This window comes from Streptomyces sp. NPDC048255 (genome assembly GCF_040652415.1).
Classification (GTDB): domain Bacteria; phylum Actinomycetota; class Actinomycetes; order Streptomycetales; family Streptomycetaceae; genus Streptomyces.
This window is the reverse complement of sequence record NZ_JBEZMA010000062.1, coordinates 18749-41264: the sequence shown is the minus strand read 5'-3', so window position 1 is coordinate 41264 and position 22516 is coordinate 18749. Positions and strand designations below refer to the sequence as shown.

Below are 22516 nucleotides of genomic sequence, written 5' to 3'. Positions count from 1 at the left end.
GGGCCGAGCTCGGGGTGGTGGCGCAGCAGCACGGTGACCATGGTGTTGCGGTCCACCCACTCCAGGCCCTCGGCGGTGTACACCTCGGGCCGGTAGTCCGTCGTGAAGAAGCGGTCGCTCTTCAGACGGCGGCTGGCCATCAGGATGAAGATCCGGAAGAGCGAGTCGCTGAAGCCGAACCCGGCCGGCCTCGGTTCCGCCAGGTTCCCGACGAGGGTGTCGACGCGGTCGAGCCGGCCCTCGTACAGGTCCCTGATCAGCGCGGTGTCGCTCGGGTGCCCGCCGGTCAGCTCGTCGAAGGAGGAGACGGGGCGCTTGCGCAGCATCTGCCGGTAGGCGTTGTAGCGCGGGATGCCGCGCTCGCGGTCGCGCAGGATGTCGACCGTGCCGAGGTCGATGTGCTCACCCGTCAGCCGCGCCAGGTTCCGCAGCGCGTCCGGATGGTTGTGCAGGACCAGGGCGCCGGGGTGGGCGGTGCCGAAGGTGTAGAAGAGGTCGCTCATCCCGAACTCGTCGACCGACGTACGGGTGGTCGCGCCCTGCATGTCGGTGAAACCGATGGTCTTGCGCACCGTGCCCGAGAGGTGGTGGCGGACGGTCACCTCGTCGGGGATCAGCGGGTGCAGCCGGTACGCCGAGACGAACTCCTCCGTCATGGAGAAGGGCGCCGCGTGGTGGTCCGTCGGGGAGCCGAGGATGCCGCTGAGCAGTTCCCCCTTGCCGATCCGCCCGTACTTGCGGCTGACCCAGCGGGGCAGCATGCCGTACCAGTTGGCGTCCATCCCCCGCTTCAGGACGGGGGTGTCGAGGATGCCGGGGGTCCACTCCACCGTGTGGATCTTCGCCATGAGCGCGGTGTTGACCAGCCGGGCCGTGTGGAACAGCCGCTCGTCGGCCCAGGTCGGGTGGTGGGAGCGCAGCTGGTCGCAGATCGCGTTGTGCTCCTTGGCGAAGAGCGTGTGGAGCAGCGAGAGCCCGGTCCAGTAGTCGCTGTTCATACCGGTGGCGTCCAGGCAGCCCATGCCGGGACGGGGATCGGCGGGCAGCCGCCCGTCCTCGACGCGCAGCTTGCCGTACTCGCCGGTGCGCAGCGACCGGCACCTGGCCTCGTCGCTGCCGTAGATCTGCGAGCCGTCCCACCAGTGCGTCACGGTGTTCTCGTACGTGGGCGGCGTGTCCGGACCGGTGTGTGCGACGGGGTCCGGGCGGGTGCGGTTGACCCGCATCGGGCAGCTGCCGCCCGCCTGCGCCCAGTCGTCGTCCTCGGCGAGCGGGACGGTGAAGGGCTCGGCCTCCTCGTTGTCCCCGTGGTTGGCCCAGCCGTGGTTCTCGAACTGGATCCAGGCGGCCGCCAGCAGGTTGAGCGTGGGCGCGGGGACGAAGCCGCGGCGCGCCAGCAGCTGCCGGCTGATCTCCCGGGGGCTCGGCGACATCAGCTCGGCGTCGGAGTCCGGGAAGACCAGGTGCAGCGGCGCGTTGCGGTCGAGCCGGGTGCCGACCTTGCCCATGTCCTCGTCGTACGGGTCGTAGCCGGAGCCGTCGTACGAGCGGTAGGGCGCGAGGGAGGCTGTGGGGCGGCGGGGGCGTTCACCGCCGGCGCCGAAGGTGTCGTACAGGTTGCGCCGGCGCAGGTCGCCGCGGAGCACCGACAGGTTCAGCAGGCCCAGCGTGGTGGGGAGTTCGTGCCATTCCCGGGTCCGGTTGATCCGTTCGAAGGCCGCCGATCCGAGCCGTTCGAGGAGTCCGGGCGGACCGTGGACGGGGGCGGGGCCGGGGCGGGCCGCGCCCTGGGCGGGAACCACCGCGGAGCCGGCCGCCGCCTGCGCGCCCCCTTCGGTCGCGCTGGTCGCACCGGTCGCGCCGGTCGCGGTCGTCTCAGTCGTGTCAGTCATCGTGCTTCGTCGTTCCTCAGCGGTCGTAGAGCTGGAAGAGCCGGGTGGCGGTGACCCGGCCGCGGTAGGGCGCGAGTTCGGCGTCGACGTGCGCGCTCGCCTCCGGCACGTCGAACTCGAGGTTGTGCGCGTACCGGTTGGCGGCGTGGCACAGCGGGAAGGCGTGCGTGTCGTCGGTCCAGGTGAACTCGGTGAACTGCGCGGGAAGGGCGTACGGGGAGACCGCCGAGCGCCCCTCCAGGCTGGGCACCACATCGTGTTCGTTGACCAGCGAGCACACCCGGGTCCGCGGGTCCGCGGGACGCTTGCCGTCGACGGGCGAGCCGATCGCCACCACGTGGGTGACCCGGTACAGGGCGCAGAAGTCCCGGTCGGCGGCCAGGTTCATCGCGGTGATCCCGCCCAGGCTGTGTCCGACCAGCGCGAGTTCGGTGCCCGAGGGGACGATCGAGCGCAGCGCCCGGGTGACGGCCCGGGAGTACGGCGTGGCGGGCCGGGACACCGCGTTCAGGGCGCCCAGCAGGTCCTGCGGGCTCTCGCCGCGCAGCCCGGCCATGCCGGCGAGCTGGACGACGTGGCGCGTCACCCCGTCGGGGCCGGTCACCTGCTGGACCAGCAGGGTGCCGCCGGTGCCGATGGTCCCGATGTTGCGGATGTAGCCGGAGATGGTGCCGGAGCCGTCGAGGCGCTCCAGCAGGGCCCGGTCGGCCGGCTTGGGTTCGGCGCGTCCGGGACCGCGGTCCATGAAGCTCCAGACCCGGGCGGCGATGCCGAGGAAGGGATCCGCGGCGGACAGCGTGCGGCCTGTGGCGATGTCCCACCCCGCCTCGTCGTTGAACGGGTTCTCGTCGGTCAGCGCGTTCCAGGCCACGATGTCGGCGAAGGAGGGGGCGAGCAGCGCGAAGGCCCGCTCCGCTCCCTGGTTCCCGATGATGGCCCGGAAGACCCGGACGGCCTCGGCCTGCCGGTCCTCCTCGATGGCCCGGATGACCCGCGCGGTGTCGGGGTCTTCGAGCAGCTCGGGGTGTTCCACCGCGGCGGCCCGGATCCGGGCCTTGAGGCCGGTGACGGCGAGACTGACCGCGAGGCTCTCGCGGCTGGTGAGGACCCCGGCGAGCCAGGCGGCGCGGGCCAGCGGCCCACGGCCCTGCGGGCCCCAGCCGAGCCCGGCGGGGTCGGTGAGGGCACGCAGCAGGCTGCGGCGGGCGGCGGGCGGGACCCCGGCCCCGAAAGCCAGGCCCGTGGCGTGCCGGGCGGCGTCCCGTACCGCGTCGGCGGCCTCCGCCAGGTCGCGGCAGAGCTGGTGCAGGGAAGCTACGTCCGGTTCGGTGACGGACCGGCCGGGGTCGGGGGGAGCGGCGGGAGCGGCGGCGGCTTCGGGCACGGATCGGCGTCCCTTCGGTCAGCGGGCGGTGAGCGTGAGGCGGACGGCCGTGGCGTCCAGGGCGCCCGGCAGCGGCTTGTGCGGGTCGAGCGCCGGGTGGGCTCCGGTGATCCGGTGGCCGCGCAGCACCTCGGCGCAGACCGCGGCCGTGACGAGCAGGCCCAGCTGGTCCCCCGGGCAGCGGCCGGCACCGTGCCCGAAGGGGGCCATGAGGGCGTCCTCGTCGGCACCTGGGACGAGCCAGCGGCCCGGTACGAAGAGGTGACCGCCCGGCACGTGTTCGGGATCGCGCTGGTGGAAGCCCATCGGGGCCAGCACGTGGGTGCCGGCCGGGTAGGTCACCCCGCGCCAGGTGGTTTCCGCGCGGGTGACCCGTACGAAGTCGGGGACGACCGGGTAGAGCCGGACCGCCTCCTGTGCGCAGGCCCGCAGCCGGGACCCTTCGGCGACCCCGCTGTCCCCGGCCACCGCCTCCTGCTCCGCCGGGTGGGCGGCGAGCAGCCGCAGGGTCCGGGCGGCCACCGACGAGATCAGGTCGAGGGCGAGCAGCCAGTGATGGGCCTGCCCGACCCGGTCGACCTCCCCCTCGAAGGCCGTGCCGGGCCCGGCGAGGGCCCGGCCGATCAGGGTGTGCGCGGGGGCGTCGGCGGCGTACTCGGCGATGCGCGCGTCGGCCCGTGCGTAGAGCCGTTCGGTGGCGGGCGCGCGGCCCTTGCGCAGGCCGAGCCAGTTGGCCTCCTCGCGCAGGGCCACCAGCCAGCGGTGCAGTTCCTCGTCGTCCCTGGCCAGGTCGCCGAGGACCAGGCGGCGGGAGATCCGCTGGAAGGCGCGGAGCAGCCGCGGGTAGTCCAGTACGGGTCCGCGGGTCAGCGGGGCGGACTCCTCGGTGATCACGGACAGGTACTCCGCGCAGGAGGGGTGAACGGCGCGGCCCGCCGCCAGGGCGCGGTCGTTGACCTCGCGCCGCGCCTCGCGCAGGGCCCCGTGCGAGCAGATGACCCCGGTGGGTTCGAGGACGCCGAGCATCTTGACCTTGTCGACGGCGTCCATGGCGAGGCTTTCCATGGGCTCGGCGAAGAACTGCCGTACGTCGGCGGGGTCGAAGAGCACCAGCATCTCGCCGGAGAGCGCGCGGATCCGCACGGGGGCACCGCCGTGCCGGGCGCGCAGGGCCCGGAACGTGGCCGCCGACCAGCCGTACTGGTTCACCGAGGCCAGGGCGGAGACCACTGCGGGGCGCGGGGCGGAGATGCCCCTGGTGAAGGCGGGGAGGGTGTGGGTGAGGGCGAACCGCAGGGTCTCGGCGCGGCCCGCGCGGACCGCTTGGGTCCGGCCGCGCCCCGGGCCGGAGGGGCCGGCCCCGGCTTCAGGAGCGGCCGCGGGCCGCGGCACCGTGACCTTGTCCGTGGTGGAAGTGGGCTCCGGCTCGGTCATGCCGCGACCACCTTGCCGGGGTTGAGCAGGTTCTTCGGGTCGAAGAGCCGCTTGAGCCCCCGGTGCAGCTCCAGCGCCACCGGGTCGAGCTCGCGGGCCAGCCAGTCGCGCTTGAGGATGCCGATGCCGTGTTCCCCGGTGCTGGTGCCGCCCAGGGCGAGACCGGCGGCCATGATGTCGTCGTACGCGGTCTGCGCGCGGCGGAACTCGTCCGGGTCGGACTCGTCGAAGACGACGGTCGGGTGCAGGTTGCCGTCCCCGGCATGCCCGAGGGTGAAGATCCGCAGTCGGTAGCGGGCGGCGATCTCCTCGATCGTCCCGATGAACTTGGCCAGTTCGGAGCGCGGGACGGCCACGTCCTCGATGAAGGCGGTGGGCTTGCCGCCGAGGGTCGCGGCGAAGGCACCGAGGGCGGGGGTGACCAGCCGCCGGGCCTCGATGATCTGCCGGGACTCCTCCGTGGTGGTGGAGGTGACCACGTTCTGTGCCCCGGCGCCCTTGCACAGCAGGTCCATCGTGTGCAGGTCCCGCAGCGGGTCGCCGGCGTCGCTCTCGACGATCAGGGTGGCGGCGCTGCCGGGGTGCAGCAGCGGGTGCCCGTAGTCGGCGACGGCCTGGGAGGTGGCCCGGTCGAGGAGTTCGAGCGCCGAGGGCACGTGTCCCGCGGCGGTGATCGCGGCGACGGCGTCCCCGGCCGCGGTCAGGCTGGGGAACTGGGCCAGCAGGGCCAGGGCCGGCGGGCGCGCGGGCCGAAGCGCGAGCGTGGCGCCGACGACCACTGCGAGCGTGCCCTCCGAACCGACCATGAGCCGGGTCAGGTCGTAGCCGGCGACGCCCTTGGCGGTGTCCCGCCCGGTGCGCGTCCTGCGGCCGTCGGGCAGGACGAGGTCCAGGCCGAGGACGTAGTCGGCGGTGACCCCGTACTTGACGCAGCAGATGCCGCCCGCGCCGGTGGCGATGTTGCCGCCGATGGTGCAGCGCTCCCAGGAGGCCGGGTCGGGCGGGTAGGTCAGGCTGTGCTCGGCCACCGCGTCGTTGAGCTGCTTGGTGACGACGCCGGGCTCGCAGCGCACCAGCCGGTTCGCGGGGTCGATCTCCAGGATGCGGTTCATCCGGGAGGTGTTCAGTACGAGGCAGCCGTCCACGGCGTTGGCCGCGCCCGCGAGTCCGGTGCGGGCGCCCTGGGGGACGACGGGCACGTCGAGTGCGTACGCGGTGCGCATGATGTGCTCGACCTGCTCGGCGGTGCGGGGCAGGGCGACGACCGCGGGGGTCCCCGGCTCGGAGAAGGGGGCCGAGTCCCGGGAGTGGGCGGCGAGCGTCTCGGAGTCGGTGTACAGGATGCTGTCGGGGCCGCCTTCCGCGTCGGCGAGGAGTGCGCGCAGGCGGGACAGGAGGGGGGTGTCGGAGGACATACCGGCCTTCTGGAGGTCGTACGGGGAGAGGTGCGGGCGGGCGCTACAGGGACGGGAGTTCGGTGGTGACCGGCACGTCGATGAGCACGGGGCCGTCCTGCTGGGCGGCGGAGTCCCGGACGAGCTTGGTGAGTTCGCCCGAACCCTGGACGCGGTGCGTGCGCAGGCCGTAGCCGGCGGCGATGGCGGTGATGTCGAGCCCGGGGATGTCGAGGCCCGGGGCGCCCTCGGCGCGCTCCAGCCGGGCGAACCACTGGAGGATCGCGTACCGGGCGTTGCTGAGCACGACGAAGGTGGCCGGGAGCCGGTAGTGCGCGGCGGTCCACAGGGCCTGGACGGCGTAGTGGACGGACCCGTCGCCGATGACCGCGATCACGGGCCGGTCGGGGGCGCCGAGTTGGGCGCCGACGGCGGCTGCCGCGCCGAAGCCGAGCCCGCCGCCCGCGGAGAACAGGTAGGAGCCGGGAGTGCTGATGCGGGTGGCTTCGTGGAACCGGGGGACGTTGGAGGGGGATTCGTTGACCCAGAGGGTGTTCTCGGGGGCGCCCTGCGCGATGGCGCTCAGCGCGGCGAGCGGGGTGAGTACGCCCTCCGTCTCCTCGGGGAAGCGCACCTGCTCGTGGGGCGGGCCGGCCGGCTTCCCGGCCGGGAAGTGCTCCGCGAGCCCCCGTACGGTCAGCGCCAGGTCGGCCACGACGGCGTCGCCGACGGGGGCCTTGGCCGCCTCCTCGGCGTCCCGGGTGAGCAGGAGGAGTTCGGCGCCCTCGGGCAGGTACGAGCCCGGGATGTAGGGGTAGTAGCGGAACACGGGCGCGCCGATGACCACGATCAGGTCGTGGCCGGCCAGCTGGCCGGAGAGCGGCCCGATCGCCGGGACCAGTTCGCCGCGGAACTGCGGGTGGTCGTACGGGAAGGACACCCGGGCGGACACGGGAGCGGCCCAGACGGGCAGCCGGGTGCGGCCGGCGAGGTCCAGGACGGCGTCCCAGGCCCCCGAGGCGTCGACGTCGTCGCCGACGACGAGGACGGCGGAGCGGGCCGCGGCGATCCGCCCGGCGAGCTCGGCGAGCACGGCCGGGGCCGGTGCGGCGGCGTGCACGACCCGGCGGGCGGCGGCCACCTGGGCGGCCCGGTCCTCTTCCTCGGTCAGCTCGGCTTCCATGTCGTCCATCGGCAGGGACACGAACACGGGGCCGTGCGGCGGGGTTTCGGCGATCTGGGCGGCGCGGGCGAGGGCGGGGGCCACATCGGCGGGGCGCGGCGGCTCGTACGCCCATTTGACGGCGGGCTGGGGGAGCAGCGTGGCCTGCGGGTTGGAGAGCAGGGCCTCCATGGTGAGCATGGCGCGGACCTGCTGTCCGGCGGTGACCACCATCGGGGTGCGGTTCGCACGGGCGTTGAGGATGGCGCCCATGGCGTTGCCGGTGCCCGGTCCCGTGTGGAGGTTGACGAGCGCGGTGGTGCCGGAGGCGAGCGCGAACCCGTCGGCCATGCCGACGACGACGGCCTCCTGGAGGCCGAGCACGTACCGGAAGTCCTCGGGGAAGTCCTTGAGCATCGGCAGTTCGGTCGATCCCGGGTTGCCGAACACGGTGGTCATCCCCCGTGCTCGCAAAACGTCCAGGACGGCTTCTCGAACCGTGCGCATGAGGATCCTCCAGCAGTGGGGGGCGACCGTGGGTGATCAATCCAGCACGCTCTGTCGATCTTCGCAAACCATCCGGGGGGTGGGCCCGGACGGCCGGGAACACATCGGAAAATCGTTTCCTCACCCTCCCGCCACCGCCGTGCGCGGAGCGGGCGGCGTCCACCCCGCGCCCCGGAAGTCGCCCACACGTGTCTGCGCTCCGCCGGCCCGCGAGCGGCCCGCCGGTCCGTGCCCGCCGGGGGCGATGCGGCGGGACGGAGGTGACGGCAGACCCACCGACGGCCGGGAGTGACGGGTGGGGATGGCCTGAAACCGCCCCCGCGGTGCCTCCCAGGAGGCCGGAGCGGTCCATTCAGCCCCCGGGCCCGCGACCGCGGGGGAGGGTGGTCCCCGCACCGCCGGCGCACGGCTGACGTACGGCTGCCCCCCCACTGCCGCCACACCCGATCCCGACCACGGAGGCCCGATGGACCGTACGCCCACCCCTCCCTTACCGCCGTCGCCACGCGAGGAGTTCGCGGCCGAGCTGACCCGGCTGCGCGAGAAGGCCGACCTCACCGTCCGGGCCGTCGCCGCACTCGTCGACGCGCCCGGCGCCCACAGCACCGTCGGCGGCTGGTTCGCCGGCCAGAACCTTCCCTCGATCGGCTCCCTCCCCCTGTTCCGGCAGGTGCTGCGCGTCTGCGGGGTCACCGAACCGGCCGAGACCGAGCGCTGGCTGGAGACCCTGGCCGAACTGCGGCGCTCGCGGGTGCCGCGCGCGGCCAGGGGCGTCGTGCCGTACCGCGGCCTGGCCGGATTCGAGGAGCGGCACGCCGAGTGGTTCTTCGGCCGCGACCGGCTGCGCGACACCGTCGTGGAACGGATCCTGGAGGAGGGCGCCGCCGTGCCCCGGTTGCTCGTCGGCGCCTCCGGCTCCGGCAAGTCCTCGCTGCTGCGGGCCGGGGTGCTGCCCGTACTGCGCTCCGAGCACGGCTTCACACCCTGCCTGCTCACCCCCGGCCGGAACCCGCTCGCCGCCCTCGCGTCCGCCGTCGCCGCCCTCACCGGCACCGAGGAGCCGGGAGCGGACGCCCCCGAACCGATCGCCCTCGCCGCCCGGGTGCGGGACTTCGCCGCCCGGGAGTCCGTACGCGTCGTCGTGGCCGTCGACCAGTTCGAGGAGGTCTTCACGGCCTGTCAGGACGCCGGCGAACGCGAGCGTTTCCTGCGCTGCCTGGCCGCCCTGCCCGCCCCCGGCGTACGGGTCGCCGGCTGTCTGCGCGCTGATTTCTACACCGACGCCCTCGGCGAACCCGCCCTCGCCGCCGCCCTCCAGAGCGGCCAGACCGTCGTCGGCGCGCTCACCGAGGAGGAGATCCGCGCCGTGGTCACCGGACCCGCCGTCAAGGCCGGGCTCACCGTGGACGAGGGCTTCGTAGACCTGCTCCTCGCCGACCTGCGGGACTCGGGAGCCGGAGCGCTGCCCCTGCTGTCGCACGCACTGCTGTCGACCTGGGAACGCGGCCGGGGCACAGCACTCACCATCGCCGACTACCGGGCCGGAGGCGGCATCTCCGCCGCCATCTCCGCGACCGCCGAGGAGGCGTACGCCGGGCTGAGCGAGCCTCAGCGGAGCCTGGCCCGGGTGCTGTTCCTGCGCATGGTCACGGTCGGGGACGGCGCCCCCGACACCCGCCGGCTGCTCCCGCTGCCGGAAGCGGCCGGCCCCGGCGATCCGGCCGGCCGGCAGCGGGCCGGGCAGGTGTACGACGTACTGGAGCGTTTCGTCGACCGGCGGCTGGTCACCCTGGACGCGGACGGCGCGCAGATCACCCACGAGGCGCTGCTCACCGCCTGGCCCCGGCTGCACCGCTGGATCGACACCGACCGGGCCGGGCACCTGGTGTGGCAGGAGCTGACCCGGGACGCGGAGCGCTGGCTGGCGCAGCACCGCGAACCATCGCTGCTCTACCGGGGCGCGCGGCTCGCCGTGGCGGCGGGCTGGGCCGAGCAGAGCGGCCGCGGGCCCGAACTGACGGTGCGGGAGAACTCCTTCCTCGCGGAGAGCCGGGCCGCCGAGGAGATGCGGGCCCGGCGCGAGCGGCAGCGGACCCGGCGGCTGCGGCAGCTGCTCGTCCTGCTGTCGGCACTCGTCGTCCTCTCGGGCCTGCTCACGGGCGTCGCGGTGGTCCAGCGGCGGGACGCGGAGCGGCAGCAGGCGGTGGCGCTGTCGCGGCTGGTGGCCGCGCGCGCGGAACGGCTGCGCGGCAGCGACCTGGCGCTGGCCGCGCAGCTCAGCCTGGTGGCCTACCGGACGGCGCCGACGGCCGAGGCGCGGTCGGCGCTGATGGACGCCTCCGCGCTGCCGGCGGTCACACGGATCCTGGCGTTCCGGGGCGTGGTGCAGGCGGTGGCGCTCAGCCCGGACGGGCACACGCTCGCCGCCGGCGGGCTGGACCGGCAGGTCGCGCTGTGGGACGTACGCGATCCCCAGCGCCCGCGCGAACTGGGCACGGCCCCGCACGCGTTCGGGGACACCGTGTACGCCCTGGCCTTCAGCCCCGACGGGCGGCGGCTCGCGGCGGGGGCCGGGGACGGCACCGTACGGGTGTGGGAGCCGTCCGGTTCCGCGGAGGCGCGCGTGCTCACAGGCCCGGAATCGGCCGTGTACGGGGTCGCGTTCGCGCCCGACGGGCGCACGCTGGCCGCGGCGGGCGCGGACGGCGGGGTGTACCTCTGGCGGGACACCGCGACCGCGCCCACCACCGGGACGGGCCCGGGTAACGGAACCGCAGCCGGAGCTGGAACTCCGGCCGGGACGGGAGCCACCGCCGGGACGGGCAGCGAGGCTGGAACCGCAGCCGGGGCCGGAGCTCCCGCCGGGACGGGAGCCACCGCCGGGACGGGCACCGGGACCGGAGCCGCCGCCGGGGGAGCCGCCGGCGGGCCCGAGCGGCTCGCCGGGTTCACCGGGCCCGTGCACGCGGTGGCGTTCCGCCCGGGCGGAGCCACCCTCGCGGCGGGCGGCGCCGACGGTTCGGTGCGGCTGTGGGACACCTCCGCGCCGGGGCTCCCGGCCCCGTACGCCGAGGCGCTGACCGGAGCGGCGGGCCCGGTGTTCGGCCTGGCCTTCACCTCCGACGGGACCCGGCTCGCGGCCGCCAGCCAGGACCGCTCCACCCGGGTGTGGGCCGTACCCGGGCCCCGCGAGGCCCCGGCCGCCCCGGAGGTCCTCGGCGGGGCCCCGGCCGTGCCCGACGGCCCGGCGAGCTACGTCAACGCGGTCGGGTTCGGCCCGGACGGGCAGTGGATGGCGACCGGCAGCGCCGACAACCAGGTACGCCTCTACCAGGCCGGGAGCCGGACCCCGGCCGGCGTCTTCCCGCATCCGGGCCCCGTCACCGCGCTCTCCTTCCTGCCCGGCGGCCAGGGCCTGGTCACCGGCGCGGCCGACGGAACCGTCCGGCTGTGGCGGCTGCCCTCGCGCCCGCTGCGGGGCTTCCAGGGGACCGTCAACGCCATCGGGTTCAGCCCGGACGCGCGGCTGCTCGCCGTCGCCGCCAAGGACGTACAGCTGTGGGACGTGAGCGACCCCTGGACGCCCCGGCCCGTCGGGCCGCCGCTCACCAACGCGACGGCGTTCTCCGGCACGGTCTCCTTCACGCCCGACGGCCGCACCCTGGCCGTGGGCGGCCGGGAGGGCAAGGTCTGGCTGTGGGACCTCACCCGCCAAGACCGGGCCGTGCCGTACGGGGAGCCGCTGGAAGGCGGCACCGGAACCATTCAGTCCGCGGTGTTCGACCGGGCCGGCGGCAGGCTCGCCGTCGGCAGCGAGGGCAGGACGGTGCGGATCTTTGACACCAGGGAGCCGGCCCGCCCCCGGCTGTCGGCCGAGCTCACCGAACCGACCAACTACGTGTACTCGGTGGCGTTCAGCCCGGACGGACGCCGGCTCGCGGCCGGGACCGTCGACAAGCAGGTACTGGTGTGGCGGCTGCCCTCGGACGGCGGCGCTCCGGCGCCCGAAGCCACGCTGCGCGGCCCCGGGAGCTACGTGATGTCCGTTGCCTTCAGCCCCGACAGCCGCACCCTGGCCGCCGGCACCGCCGACCGGGACGTATGGCTGTGGGACGTGTCCGGCCACCGGCCGGTCAGCGCCGGGCCGCCGCTGACCGGGCCGAGCAGCTACGTCTACGCGCTGTCCTTCAGCCCGGCCGGGGGCACCCTGGCCGCCGCCAGCACCGACAACACCGTCTGGCTCTGGAACACCACCGACATCAGCCGCCCGGAGCCGAAGGCGGTGCTGAGCGGGCTGCGGGGCAAGGCGTACGCGATTGCCCACAGCCCGGACGGCCGCTCGCTGGCCGCGGGCGGCTCGGGCCCGGAGGCGCTGCTGTGGACCACGGACGAGGAGGCGGTCCGCAGCCGGATCTGCGAGCGGGCCGGGTCGGAGATCACCCGGCAGGAATGGGCGCACCTGGTGCCCGGCCTGCCGTACGCGCCGCCCTGCCGGTGAGGGCACCTGCGGTTGTACGGAGTTGTACGGGCCGCCGTCCGGACGCGTCCGACCTGCGGGTCCGGCCTTCCCGGCGGCGGTCCGGGGCTGGCCTTCTGGTGGAGCGCCGCCGGATCGGCCGGGGCGCCGCACACCATCGCAGCCACCTCGAGGGAGAACGACCATGCGTATGACCACCACCCTGCGGTCCCGGGCCGGACTGACGGCCGCCGCGGCCGCCGTGGCCCTGACGGGTCTGATCGCCGGCGCCGGCGGCGCCGAGGCGGCGGGCAGCTACATCTCGTCCAACAGCGGGGGAGCGAACGTGCGGGCCTGCGCCAGCACGGGCTGCGGCTCGATCGGCTACCTCGGCAACGGCTCCGGCGTGACGATGCTGTGCTGGCTCGACAACCAGTGGGTCTACCCGCCCAGCTCGAACTACGCCTCCAACCGCTGGTTCCGCGTGTCCAGCTCCGTGGGCACGGGCTACGTCCACTCGTCCCTCGTCGCCAACCAGACCGGCGTCGGCCACTGCTGACCGCTGCCGCACGCGACCACTGCGCACGCTCCGCGCCGTCCTTCCTCGTGAGGGGCGGCGCGGAGCCGGTTCGGGGCAGGCGCGACGGCCGCCGGCGTCAGGACAGGGTGCGTACGTGCTGGTCGCGCAGCTCGTACCGGGCGGCCACCACCGCCAGTTCGCCCGTCGCCACCTTCCCGGCGAGGTCGGGTTCGGCGGCCAGCCGGCGGCGGACGGCGCGCACGTGCGCGTTGACCGTGGCGTCGATGCGGGCCTCGCCGTGCTGGCTGTGGTCGATGGACGGCCGTATCTGGTCGGCCAGGTACTGGATGTGCGCCGGCAGCGGCTCACCGGTCTCGTCGGCGTGCACCGCCGCGGAGACCGCCCCGCAGGACTGGTGGGCCAGCACGAGCACCAGCGGGATGTGCAGTTCCAGCACCCCGTACGCGATGCTCCCGAGCACCGCCTCGTCCAGTACCTCGCCCGCCGACCGGACCGTCAGCAGATCACCCAGACCCTGGTCGAAGACCAGCTCGGGGGGCACCCGCGAGTCGACGCAGCCCAGCACCATCGCGAACGGCTCCTGGCCCTGGGTGAGCCGCCGGCGCACCGAGGCGGACTCGTGCGGGTGCTCCTGGCGGTACGTCCGCCAGCGCTGGTTGCCCGCCGCCAGTCTGCGCAGTGCCTGTGCGGGAGTGGTGGGGCGGTCGGTGCTCTCGAGCTCCCGCGTGGCGGCGGAGGCGGGGAAGGCAGGGCCGAGGGCCAGACCCGCACCGGCGGCCGCCGTTCCCGCCACGGCGGTGCGCAAGAGGGAGCGGCGGCTGCGCTGCGGGGGGACGTGGGTTCGCGTGTTCGATTGCATGGCCGGACCGTAACCCGGCCTGACCGAGGCCGAGTTGGCCCGGCAGGCGCAATGGCGCGATCCGCTCGGGAGCAGACCGGATGGAGCCGGACCGGTCTCAGCATGCGGGCGGGTGCGGCGTAGTGGCGGGCAGCGGTGGCCTGCGGGCCGGGGCGGCGGGGCCCGCCGCGTCTCAGCCGCGGGCCCGCAGGGCCGCCGTGTGGGCCCGTACCTGCTCGGGCGTCAGATAGCTGTCGGTGTGCTCGAACTCCCGCATCGTGGGCGGCTTCGCGGACTGGAAGCCGGTCCGTACGAAGTCGTCCCCGGCCAACGCGTTGAGCAGCCAGTTGGTCATGACCCGGGTCTTGGCCACGTTCGTGCGCAGCGCCGACCAGTGGTACCCGCGGGCCACCGCCTGGGCCGGCAGCCCCCGAAGCGGGATGCCCATCGGCTTGGACACGGCGTCGGCGCCCCCGAGGTCGACCACGAGGCCCAGGTCCTTGTGCACGTACGGCCGCATCGGCCGGTGGCGCAGCGCCGCGATCAGGTTGTCGGCGGCCGCGCGCCCCTGGCGCAGCGCGTGCTGGGCCGTGGGCGGGCAGATCGCCCCGCCCCCGCCCTTGGCGAGGTCCGGGACGGCCGCGGCGTCCCCCAGGGCGAAGACCCCGGGGGCGCCGGGCACGGTCATCTCCGGGGTCACCACCAGCCGGCCGTGGTCTGTCTCGGCCTCCAGGGTCGCGACCAGCGGGCTCGCGGTGACCCCGGCCGTCCAGATCAGGGTCCGGGTGGGCAGTACCCGCCCGTCGGTCAGCGTGACCTCCTCGGGACCCGCCTTGGCGATGCTCACCCCGAGCGACACCTGGATCCCGCGCCGGCGCAGGATGTCCTGGGCGGTGCGCCCGAGGGAGTCGCCCAGCTCGGGCATCAGGGCGGGGGCGAGGTCGAGCAGGTGCCAGGTGATCTGCCGGGGATCGAGGCGCGGGTACCGCTTCACCGCGTGGTGGGTCAGCCGCTGGAGGCAGGCCGCCGTCTCGGTGCCCGCGTAGCCTCCGCCGACCACGACGAAGCGGAGCCGCGCGGCCCGCTCCGCCTCGTCCTCGCTGGCGTCGGCCAGGTCGAGCTGCGCGATGACGTGGTCGCGCAGGTGCGCTGCCTCCGCGAGGGTCTTCATGCCGCGCGCGTGCTCGGTGAGCCCGGGTATGTCGAAGGTCCGGGTGACGCTGCCGGGAGCCAGCACCAGATGGTCGTAGGCCTGTTCGGTCACCTCTCCGGTGATCTTGCGGATGACGCAGACCTTCGCCGCGGTGTCCACGCCGATCGCGCCGCCGGGCACGATCCGGGTCCGGTGCCGGCGGCTGCGCCGCAGCGAGACGGCGATGGACTGCGGGGTCAGCACCCCGGACGCCACCTGCGGGAGCAGCGGCAGGTACAGCTGGTAGGCGTTCGGCGTGACCATCGCGATGTCCGCCTCCGCGGGGGCCAGTACGCGTTCCAGCCGGCGGACGCACTCGACTCCGGCGAAGCCGGCGCCCACCACGAGAATCCTCGGTCGTGTCACGGTGTCCGTCCTCTCTCGGGCCTGCGGTTCCCCGCCGCACCTGCCCCGTCCGGAGCCGCTCTGCACCCGCGTGCCCCGAAGGGCGCGCGAATCGGCTGGATTTCCCCGTCCGCCGACGCGTGCGCGTGGGCCCGCGGAGATCGCCCGGACAAGGCTTAGCTTGTGCTGTGTCACCCGATACCCGAGGAGGACCCGCGATGGCCGACAGGGAACCCCGTGCCGAGCTGGACGAGCGCTACAGCGACCCCGGGGCCACGGCCGTGCCGTGGGCGCGGGCCGCCGCGCGGCTGGCCGAGGCGGAGCTGTACTGGCTGACGACCGTACGCCCCGACTCCCGCCCGCACGTCACCCCGCTGATCGGCGTCTGGGCGGACGGCGCGCTGCACTTCTGCACCGGCGCACACGAGCGCAAGGCCAGGAACCTCCAGGAGAACCCGCACGTGGCCCTCACCACGGGCCAGAACACCCTGCACGAGGGCCTCGACCTGGTCGTCGAGGGCCCGGCGGCCCGGGTGACCGACCAGGAGCGGCTGCGCATCCTCGCCGCGGCCTGGGAGGACAAGTACGGCCCCGACTGGCACTTCGACGTCGGCGACGGGGTGTTCACCGCCCCCGGTGCGGGCGAGGCGGTGGTCTTCGCGGTGACCCCGGACACGGTCTTCGGCTTCGGCAAGGGCGCGTACAGCCAGACGCGCTGGAGCTTCTCCTGATGTGCGGGCGCTACGTCTCCACGCGCGGCCCCGAGGAACTGACCCGGCTCTTCGACGTCTCGCGGTGGAACCCGGAGCAACTGGTGGAACCGAGCTGGAACGTCGCCCCGACCGACCAGGTGTGGGCCGTGCTGGAACGCCCCGACCGCACGTCGGGCGTGCTGGAGCGGCAGCTGCGCGCCCTGCGCTGGGGGCTGGTGCCGTCCTGGTCGAAGGGCCCGGGCGGCGGGCCGAAGATGATCAATGCCCGGGTGGAGACCGTGCACGAGAAGCCGGCCTACCGCAAGGCATTCGCCCAGCGCCGCTGCCTCCTGCCCGCCGACGGCTTCTACGAATGGCAGCCGGTGCCGGCCACCGGCACCGCGAAGGCCTACAAGCAGCCGTACTTCATCCGCCCCGAGGACGGCGCGGTGATGGCGATGGCGGGCCTGTACGAGTTCTGGCGCGATCCCGCCGTCACCGCCGACGACGATCCGGCCGCCTGGTGGACGACCTGCACGGTCATCACCACCGAGGCCACCGACGCCGCCGGCCGCATCCACCCCCGGATGCCGCTGGCCGTCGCGGCGGCCGACTACGCGACCTGGCTCGACCCCGCCCACCAGGACCCGCACGAGCTGCGCGCGCTCCTGGCCGCCCCCGCCGACGGCCGCCTGGACGTCCGCGCGGTCTCGACGGCGGTCAACAGCGTCCAGAACAACGGCCCCGAACTCCTGGACTCCCCGGCCGCCGGGGCCGGAGGCTGACCGCTCCGGTCGAACGCCTGCGCCGAGGGCACTGCGGTGAAACAAACGGCCCGTCCTTGGGTAGGGTGCCGTTCGATATCGGCGTACTGCGTGGGAGACATGAGTTGATGAGTGGTCAGCAGCCGGACCGGGGGCGCGCCTCGCAGATCTTTCAGCCGCTCGCGGGAGACGACCCGACCACGATCGCCGGATACCGGCTCGCCGCGAAGCTCGGCGCGGGCGGCATGGGCAAGGTCTACCTGTCGTACACACCCGGCGGGCGGCCCGTTGCGATCAAGGTGATCCGTCCCGAATTCGGTGAGGACCCCGAGTTCCGCCGCCGCTTCGCCCAAGAGGTGCAGTCCGCCCAGCGCGTGCAGGGCCTGTTCACCGCGCCCGTCATCGACGCCGACACCGACGGCGCGCAGCCCTGGCTGGCCACCGCGTACGTACCCGGTCCTTCGCTCGCCGACGCCGTCGTCGCACACGGGGCGCTGCCCGTCGAGGCGGTGCTGCTGCTCATCGCCGGCATGGCCGAGGCCCTGCACGTCATCCACGGCGCGGGCATCGTGCACCGCGACCTCAAGCCCTCCAACGTGCTGCTCGCCGCCGACGGCCCGCGCGTCATCGACTTCGGCATCGCCTACGCCGCCGACGCGACCTCGCTGACCGGCAGCGGCGTGACCATCGGCACTCCCTCCTTCATGGCCCCCGAGCAGGCGGCCGGGCGCAAGGTCACCCCGGCCACCGACATCTTCGCCCTCGGCCAGGTCGCGGCGTACGCGGCGACGGGCACCCCGGCCTTCGGCGAGGGCACCGGACACGGGGTGCTCTACCGGATCGTCCACGAGGAGCCCGACCTCACCGCGATCCCGGACCGGCTCAGGGAGCTGGTCACCCGCTGCCTCGCCAAGGACCCCGAGGCCAGGCCCTCGATCAGCGAGGTCATCGCGCTCTGCCAGTCGGCGAACGCGGAGACGGTGCTGCGCCGCCCCGAGGACTGGCTGCCCGGCGCGGTCGCCGCCGACATCACCGTGCGCGCCGCGGCCCCCGCCCCGGCGCAGACCCCGCCGCCGCCGGCCACCGCCCCGGCCTACTCGCCCACCGCACCGGTCGCCCCGGCCACCCCGCCCCCGGGTTACGGTCCGTCCCCGGCGTACCAGCCCACCCAGCCCGCGCAGCAGCCCCCCGCGTCCCCTCCGCAGTACCGCACGCCGGCCCCCGTACCCGCCCCCGTGCCCCAGCAGTCCCACGCCCACGCCTACGCGCCCACGCACATCCCGGGGCCCACGTACCCGCAGGGGTACCCCGGCGGGCCCGTGCCCCCGGCGTCCCAGCCCCCGCGGAGCCGGGGGAAGCGGGGCACGTTCCTCGCCGTCGCCGCCGCGCTGGTCTTCGCCGTCGCGGGCAGCGGTACGGCGTACGTGCTGGTCAAGGGCGACGACAGCGAGAAGAAGGAGACGGGCGGGCAGTCGCAGGGCGGCAGCCGGACACCGGGCCCGGAGAAGAGCGGCAGCGCGAAGACCGACCCGAAGCAGGAGGCCAAGGCCGACCCGAAGCCCTCCGACTACAAGACCATCAACCTCACCGCCGGCTACCACCTGACGCTCGGAGACGACACCGTCCGGCCCCAGCAGGGCGAGGACGGCGGGTACGAACTCTCCTACGACACCGGCGGATACCTCGACGCGGAGAGCCACGGCGGCAACCTCGTCCTGCTCGACCCGGGACAGGAGGGCTCGCTCGCCACCTGCCGCGCGGAGACCCGGTTCACCCAGAACGTCTACGTGAACAAGCTCTCCAAGGGACGGCAGATCTGCGTCACCACGGGTGCGGGACACCTGGGCCTCGTCACGGTCCAGGGCTTCTCGGGCGAGGACTCTCCCAGCAAGTACATGACGCTGGACGTGACCGTCTGGCGCAACGCCATCAGCACCCCCTCGGGCAGCTGAACCACCGGCCGCCGCGGCCGCCGGCGCCTCCGGGCGTCAGCGGCTCCGGCCGTCAGCGGCTCCGGCGGCCGGGGACGGCCCACCACAGGGCCCAGCAACCGGTGCCCAGCAGGAGCGCGTTGAGGGGCAGCGCCATGGGGAAGGCCGACCACACCGCCGGCCAGATCAGCTTCACCCCGATCAGCGGGACGGCGTTCACCAGGACGAACAGCAGCCAGGCCGGCGCGGCCGGCAGGCGCGGGCGGACCGCCGCGTTCACCGCGGCGGTCACCAGGGCCGTGCCGGAGATGAGCAGTTCCCTCGGGTAGACGGCCGACGGCCGCACCCAGTCGTGCACGTCGTTCCACGGCAGGACGGTGCCCGCCCACACCAGGGCGAAGGCACCGGCGCCGCGCAGCAGCAGGGCCCCGGCGGGGTGGGCGCCCCCGGCGGCGGCAACCGGCGGCAAGGGGTCCTGTACGGAAGCCTGCGCCCAGGTCCGCCGCTGCGCGGGGACTTCGGCCGTCCCGGTCTCACGGGCGACGGCCTCCAGCGCGGCCAGCGCCTCCTCGGCAGTGGCCCGCCGGGCCGGATCCTTCGTCAGCAGGGCCGCGAGCACCGGAGCCAGCGGGCCGGCCCGCTCCGCCGCCCGGGGTTCGCGGGTGACGATGGCGACGCACAGGGCGGTGAAGGTCTCGGCGGAGAACGGCGGCGTCCCCTCGACGGCCGTGTACAAGGTGGCGCCCAGCGACCACAGGTCCCCGGCGGGTGTGGCGGTGCTGCCCTCCAGCTGCTCGGGGGCCATGTAGAGGGGCGTGCCCATGATCGTCCCGGTGCGGGTGAGCGTCAGCGTGGAGTCCGGGACGTAGGCGATGCCGAAGTCCGTGATGACCACCCGGTCGTCCGTCAGCAGGACGTTGTCGGGTTTGAGGTCGCGGTGGACGATGCCCTGCGCGTGGGCCCGCAGGAGCGCCCTCAGCATCAGTACGCCGATCTCCGCGACCTGACGCACCGGCAGGTGGCCCTCGCGCTCCACGGCGCCCGCCAAGGACCTGCCCGCCACGTACTCCATGACGATGACGGGCGCGCCCTCGTGCTCGACCACGTCGTGCACCGTGATGATCCCCGGGTGGCCCAGCCGCGCGGCGGACCGCGCCTCGCGCAGGACCCGCTGGAGCAGCACCTCGCGCTGCTCCTCGCCCACGTCCTGGGGGAGCCGGACCTCCTTGACGGCGACCTCCCGGCCCAGCGTCTCGTCCCGGCCCCGCCACACGCGGCCCATGCCGCCCTGGCCGATCAGCTCCAGGAGCTGGTACCGGCCCCCGATCAGCGCCCCGCTCACCTCTGCCACGGCGCCCATCCTAGATGCGGACCGCCGCCCCCTCCGGGGCGGGCCGGTCCTGCCGGTAGCGCCCCGGGGTGGTCCCGAACTGCCGGCTGAAGGCGTGGGAGAGGGCGTACGGGGTGCCGTACCCCACGCGACGGGCCACGGAGGCCAGGGAGTCCGGGGTGTCGCGCAGGAGCGTCGCGGCCAGCGTCAGGCGCCACCAGGTGAGGTAGGCCATGGGCGGGCGGCCGACGAGAGCGGTGAAGCGGCGGGCGAGGGTGGGACGGGAGACGCCCGCCGCGGCGGCCAGCCGGTCGTTGCTCCACCGGGCCGCCGGGTCCGCGTGCAGCGCCCGTAGCGCGGCGGCCGCCACCGGGTCACCCAGCACACTCGACCAGGCCCCGCCCGTGTCCTCGTCCATCCAGGAACGGATCATGTAGACGAGGAGCAGGTCGAGCAGACTGGGCACCGCCGTGCCGGCCCCCGGCCGCTGCCGGCTCAGCTCCCGGCCCAGCAGGTCGATGGCGGCGCGCAGTTCGGGATGGCTGCCGACGCGGTTCGGCAGATGGACCACCTCCGGCAGCTCGGCCATCAGCGGGTGCACGTGGCTGCGGTCGAGCCGGTACTTCCCGCACAGCATCTCCACACCGCCGCCCGCGCCCCGGGGCGGATGCCCTTCGGGCCGGTGTTCGAAGGGAACCGCCCGCTCCACGGCCGCAGCGTCGGCCGGGGCGTCGGCGATCACGTGACCGGTGCCGTGCGGCAGCAGTACCGCGTCACCGGCCGCGAGCGACACCGGGGAGCCGCCGTCGGGCAGCAGCCAGCAACTGCCCTCCAGGACGACGTGGAAGCCCGCGCCGTCGTACGGCGCCAGCCGCGTGCACCAACTCCCCTCCATCTGCACCCGGTCGGAGGAGGGCCGCCCGATGCGTACGGCCGAGATCGCGTCGCTCACCACATCCATCGGGGCAGCGTACCCATCGGCGTCATCCGTGAGACGTACGCGTATCCGCCTGAGCGGAAAGGGCATTGAGCGGCTCAGCCGGCCTGCCTAGGGTCGAGTACATGAAGAGCGACAGCGAGCAGGGCCACAACATCGTGCTGGGCGACGTGGAGGTCATCCGGGCCCTCGAATGGCAGGGGGTCCTCGGGCCCGCCCGAGGCCTCGTCCCCGGAGCCGGCCCCGAGGTGTGGAAGGACAACGAGCAGTGGCTGGCGCCCGGGCACTGGCAGCCGGAAGGCGACAGCGCGGTCCTGGCGCTCCAGACCTGGGTGCTGCGCAGCGGCGGACGGACGGTACTGGTCGACACCGGAGTGGGCGACGGACGCGAGCGGCCCGACTCCCCTCACTTCCACCACCGGCAGGGCGACTTCCTGGGCGCCCTGGCACGGGCCGGCGTCCGCCCCGAGGACGTGGACGTCGTCGTCAACACCCACGTCCACAGCGATCACGTCGGCTGGAACACCTTCGACGCCGACGGGGAATGGGTGCCCACCTTCCCCAACGCCCAGTACCTCATCCCCGCGGCGGACGATTTCCACTACGGCCCCGCCAACGGGTACGGGGGCGGCGTGCGCGCAGAGGACCGGCTGATCTACGAGGACAGCATCGCGCCCGTCCACCGGGCCGGGCAGGCCGTGCTGTGGGACGGCCTGCACCGCATCGACGAGCACCTCACCCTGGAAGCGGCGCCCGGCCACACGCCCGGCTCGGCCGTGCTGCGGCTCGCGTCCCGCGGCGACCGGGCGGTCTTCGTCGGGGACCTCGTGCACAGCCCGGTGCAGATCCTCGCCCCCGACTGCAACAGCTGCTTCTGCCTGGACCCGGAGCAGGCGGTGCGCAGCCGCCGGCGGATCCTCGGGCGGGCCGCCGCCGAAGGGGAACTGGTGCTCCCCGCGCACTTCGGTGGGGCCGGGGCCGTGGAAGTACGGCAGGAGGGCGCGGGGTTCACCCTCGGGCCGTGGGCCGCCTTCGGCGCGCGGTAGGACCGCGCCGGCGCGGCGGTGGCGCCGCGGTGGCGCCCGCCTGGGTCGCGCTACTCGAAGCGGGCGGTGTCGCCCGCTCCACGGCGCACGATCTCCACGTCACCGCCGGAGAAGTCGATGACCGTGGTCGGCTTGACCCCGCAGTCGCCCGAGTCGAGCACGGCGTCGACGACGTGGTCGAGGCGTTCCTTGATCTCCCAGCCCTGCGTCATCGGCTCCTCCTCGTCGGGCAGGAGCAGGGTGCTGGACAGCAGCGGCTCACCGAGCTCGGCGAGCAGGGCCTGCGTGACGACGTGGTCGGGAATCCGGACCCCGACCGTCTTCTTCTTCGGGTGCAGCAGCTGCTTCGGCACCTCCTTCGTCGCCGGGAGGATGAAGGTGTAACTGCCGGGCGTCGCGGCCTTGATCGCACGGAACACGTCGTTGTCGAGCTGCACGAACTGCCCGAGCTGGGCGAAGTTCTGGCACACGAGGGTGAAGTGGTGGCGGTCGTCGAGCTCCCGGATCGACCGGATCCGGCCGAGCCCCTCCCGGTTGCCCAGCTGGCATCCCAGGGCGAAGCAGGAGTCCGTCGGATACGCGACAAGGGAGCCGGAGCGGATGATGTCAGCCACGTTGCTGATGGTGCGCCGCTGAGGATTCTCGGGGTTCACGTCGAAGTACTTGGCCAT

16 protein-coding genes are annotated in these 22516 nt (G+C 74.3%); 6 read left to right on the top strand and 10 right to left on the bottom strand.

Annotated features, from left to right (window positions below):
- The 5 genes from AB0D94_RS31840 to mdlC all read right to left on the bottom strand — a co-directional run.
- A partial coding sequence (locus AB0D94_RS31840; RefSeq protein ID WP_362059112.1) for a peroxidase family protein occupies positions 1-1892 on the bottom strand: 1892 nt, incomplete at its 3' end.
- Between the two features lie 16 nt (positions 1893-1908).
- Entirely contained in the window at positions 1909-3276 is a 1368-nt protein-coding gene (locus AB0D94_RS31835) for an alpha/beta hydrolase (RefSeq protein WP_362059108.1), read from the bottom strand.
- A gap of 18 nt (positions 3277-3294) precedes the next feature.
- Complete coding sequence (locus AB0D94_RS31830) at positions 3295-4710, bottom strand: cytochrome P450 (protein WP_362059105.1); 1416 nt, start codon at positions 4708-4710, stop codon at positions 3295-3297.
- Complete coding sequence (locus AB0D94_RS31825) at positions 4707-6125, bottom strand: FAD-linked oxidase C-terminal domain-containing protein (protein ID WP_362059102.1); 1419 nt, start codon at positions 6123-6125, stop codon at positions 4707-4709. Before AB0D94_RS31825 ends, AB0D94_RS31830 begins: the two co-directional genes overlap by 4 nt.
- A gap of 43 nt (positions 6126-6168) precedes the next feature.
- A complete protein-coding gene (mdlC, locus tag AB0D94_RS31820; protein ID WP_362059099.1) occupies positions 6169-7773 on the bottom strand; it encodes a benzoylformate decarboxylase in 1605 nt (534 codons plus the stop codon).
- Between the two features lie 466 nt (positions 7774-8239).
- On the opposite strand from mdlC, the gene AB0D94_RS31815 reads away from it, so the two are divergent.
- Both AB0D94_RS31815 and AB0D94_RS31810 read left to right on the top strand, forming a co-directional pair.
- Positions 8240-12271 carry a WD40 repeat domain-containing protein gene (locus AB0D94_RS31815; RefSeq protein ID WP_362059096.1) on the top strand — a complete coding sequence of 1344 codons (4032 nt, stop codon included), beginning with the start codon at positions 8240-8242 and terminating at the stop codon, positions 12269-12271.
- A 163-nt stretch (positions 12272-12434) separates the two neighbouring features.
- Positions 12435-12788 (top strand): SH3 domain-containing protein, encoded by a 354-nt coding sequence (locus AB0D94_RS31810; RefSeq protein WP_362059093.1) that lies wholly within the window; start codon positions 12435-12437, stop codon positions 12786-12788.
- A gap of 97 nt (positions 12789-12885) precedes the next feature.
- On the opposite strand, the gene AB0D94_RS31805 is transcribed toward AB0D94_RS31810, so the two are convergent.
- Both AB0D94_RS31805 and AB0D94_RS31800 read right to left on the bottom strand, forming a co-directional pair.
- Positions 12886-13629: a carbonic anhydrase gene (locus AB0D94_RS31805; protein WP_362059090.1), complete on the bottom strand. Its 744-nt coding sequence runs from the start codon at positions 13627-13629 to the stop codon at positions 12886-12888.
- Between the two features lie 172 nt (positions 13630-13801).
- On the bottom strand, positions 13802-15166 hold the full coding sequence (locus tag AB0D94_RS31800) for an NAD(P)/FAD-dependent oxidoreductase (RefSeq protein ID WP_362059087.1): 1365 nt from the start codon (positions 15164-15166) through the stop codon (positions 13802-13804).
- A 197-nt stretch (positions 15167-15363) separates the two neighbouring features.
- Here AB0D94_RS31800 and AB0D94_RS31795 point away from each other — a divergent pair, with 197 nt between their 5' ends.
- The 3 genes from AB0D94_RS31795 to AB0D94_RS31785 all read left to right on the top strand — a co-directional run bounded on the left by AB0D94_RS31795 (position 15364) and on the right by AB0D94_RS31785 (position 18553).
- Complete coding sequence (locus AB0D94_RS31795) at positions 15364-15876, top strand: pyridoxamine 5'-phosphate oxidase family protein (RefSeq protein ID WP_362059084.1); 513 nt, start codon at positions 15364-15366, stop codon at positions 15874-15876.
- Positions 15876-16622, top strand: coding sequence for an SOS response-associated peptidase (locus AB0D94_RS31790; RefSeq protein ID WP_362059081.1), 747 nt, complete (start codon positions 15876-15878; stop codon positions 16620-16622). The genes AB0D94_RS31795 and AB0D94_RS31790 overlap by 1 nt, the downstream gene beginning before the upstream one ends.
- A 107-nt stretch (positions 16623-16729) precedes the next feature.
- A complete protein-coding gene (locus AB0D94_RS31785; protein ID WP_362059078.1) occupies positions 16730-18553 on the top strand; it encodes a serine/threonine-protein kinase in 1824 nt (607 codons plus the stop codon).
- A 52-nt stretch (positions 18554-18605) separates the two neighbouring features.
- Here the strand turns inward: AB0D94_RS31785 and AB0D94_RS31780 are convergent, their stop codons facing one another.
- Together AB0D94_RS31780 and AB0D94_RS31775 are read right to left on the bottom strand one after the other, a co-directional pair.
- On the bottom strand, positions 18606-19883 hold the full coding sequence (locus AB0D94_RS31780; RefSeq protein ID WP_362059075.1) for a serine/threonine-protein kinase: 1278 nt from the start codon (positions 19881-19883) through the stop codon (positions 18606-18608).
- 10 nt (positions 19884-19893) lie between these two features.
- Complete coding sequence (locus AB0D94_RS31775; protein ID WP_362059072.1) at positions 19894-20823, bottom strand: AraC family transcriptional regulator; 930 nt, start codon at positions 20821-20823, stop codon at positions 19894-19896.
- Positions 20824-20924: 101 nt separating this feature from the next.
- On the opposite strand from AB0D94_RS31775, the gene AB0D94_RS31770 reads away from it, so the two are divergent.
- Positions 20925-21845, top strand: coding sequence for an MBL fold metallo-hydrolase (locus AB0D94_RS31770; protein ID WP_362059069.1), 921 nt, complete (start codon positions 20925-20927; stop codon positions 21843-21845).
- A 50-nt stretch (positions 21846-21895) separates the two neighbouring features.
- Here the strand turns inward: AB0D94_RS31770 and AB0D94_RS31765 are convergent, their stop codons facing one another.
- Positions 21896-22516, bottom strand: a complete 621-nt coding sequence (locus tag AB0D94_RS31765; protein WP_362059066.1) for an L-threonylcarbamoyladenylate synthase — start codon at positions 22514-22516, stop codon at positions 21896-21898.

Coding starts and splice junctions, on each gene's coding strand:
- AB0D94_RS31775 (WP_362059072.1), bottom strand. CDS start 20,823: ATGGATGTGGTGAGCGACGCGATCTCGGCCGTACGCATCGGGCGGCCC.
- AB0D94_RS31790 (WP_362059081.1), top strand. CDS start 15,876: ATGTGCGGGCGCTACGTCTCCACGCGCGGCCCCGAGGAACTGACCCGG.
- AB0D94_RS31765 (WP_362059066.1), bottom strand. CDS start 22,516: ATGGCCAAGTACTTCGACGTGAACCCCGAGAATCCTCAGCGGCGCACC.
- AB0D94_RS31805 (WP_362059090.1), bottom strand. CDS start 13,629: ATGCAATCGAACACGCGAACCCACGTCCCCCCGCAGCGCAGCCGCCGC.
- AB0D94_RS31785 (WP_362059078.1), top strand. CDS start 16,730: ATGAGTGGTCAGCAGCCGGACCGGGGGCGCGCCTCGCAGATCTTTCAG.
- AB0D94_RS31770 (WP_362059069.1), top strand. CDS start 20,925: ATGAAGAGCGACAGCGAGCAGGGCCACAACATCGTGCTGGGCGACGTG.
- AB0D94_RS31795 (WP_362059084.1), top strand. CDS start 15,364: ATGGCCGACAGGGAACCCCGTGCCGAGCTGGACGAGCGCTACAGCGAC.
- AB0D94_RS31825 (WP_362059102.1), bottom strand. CDS start 6,125: ATGTCCTCCGACACCCCCCTCCTGTCCCGCCTGCGCGCACTCCTCGCC.
- AB0D94_RS31815 (WP_362059096.1), top strand. CDS start 8,240: ATGGACCGTACGCCCACCCCTCCCTTACCGCCGTCGCCACGCGAGGAG.
- mdlC (WP_362059099.1), bottom strand. CDS start 7,773: ATGCGCACGGTTCGAGAAGCCGTCCTGGACGTTTTGCGAGCACGGGGG.
- AB0D94_RS31830 (WP_362059105.1), bottom strand. CDS start 4,710: ATGACCGAGCCGGAGCCCACTTCCACCACGGACAAGGTCACGGTGCCG.
- AB0D94_RS31810 (WP_362059093.1), top strand. CDS start 12,435: ATGCGTATGACCACCACCCTGCGGTCCCGGGCCGGACTGACGGCCGCC.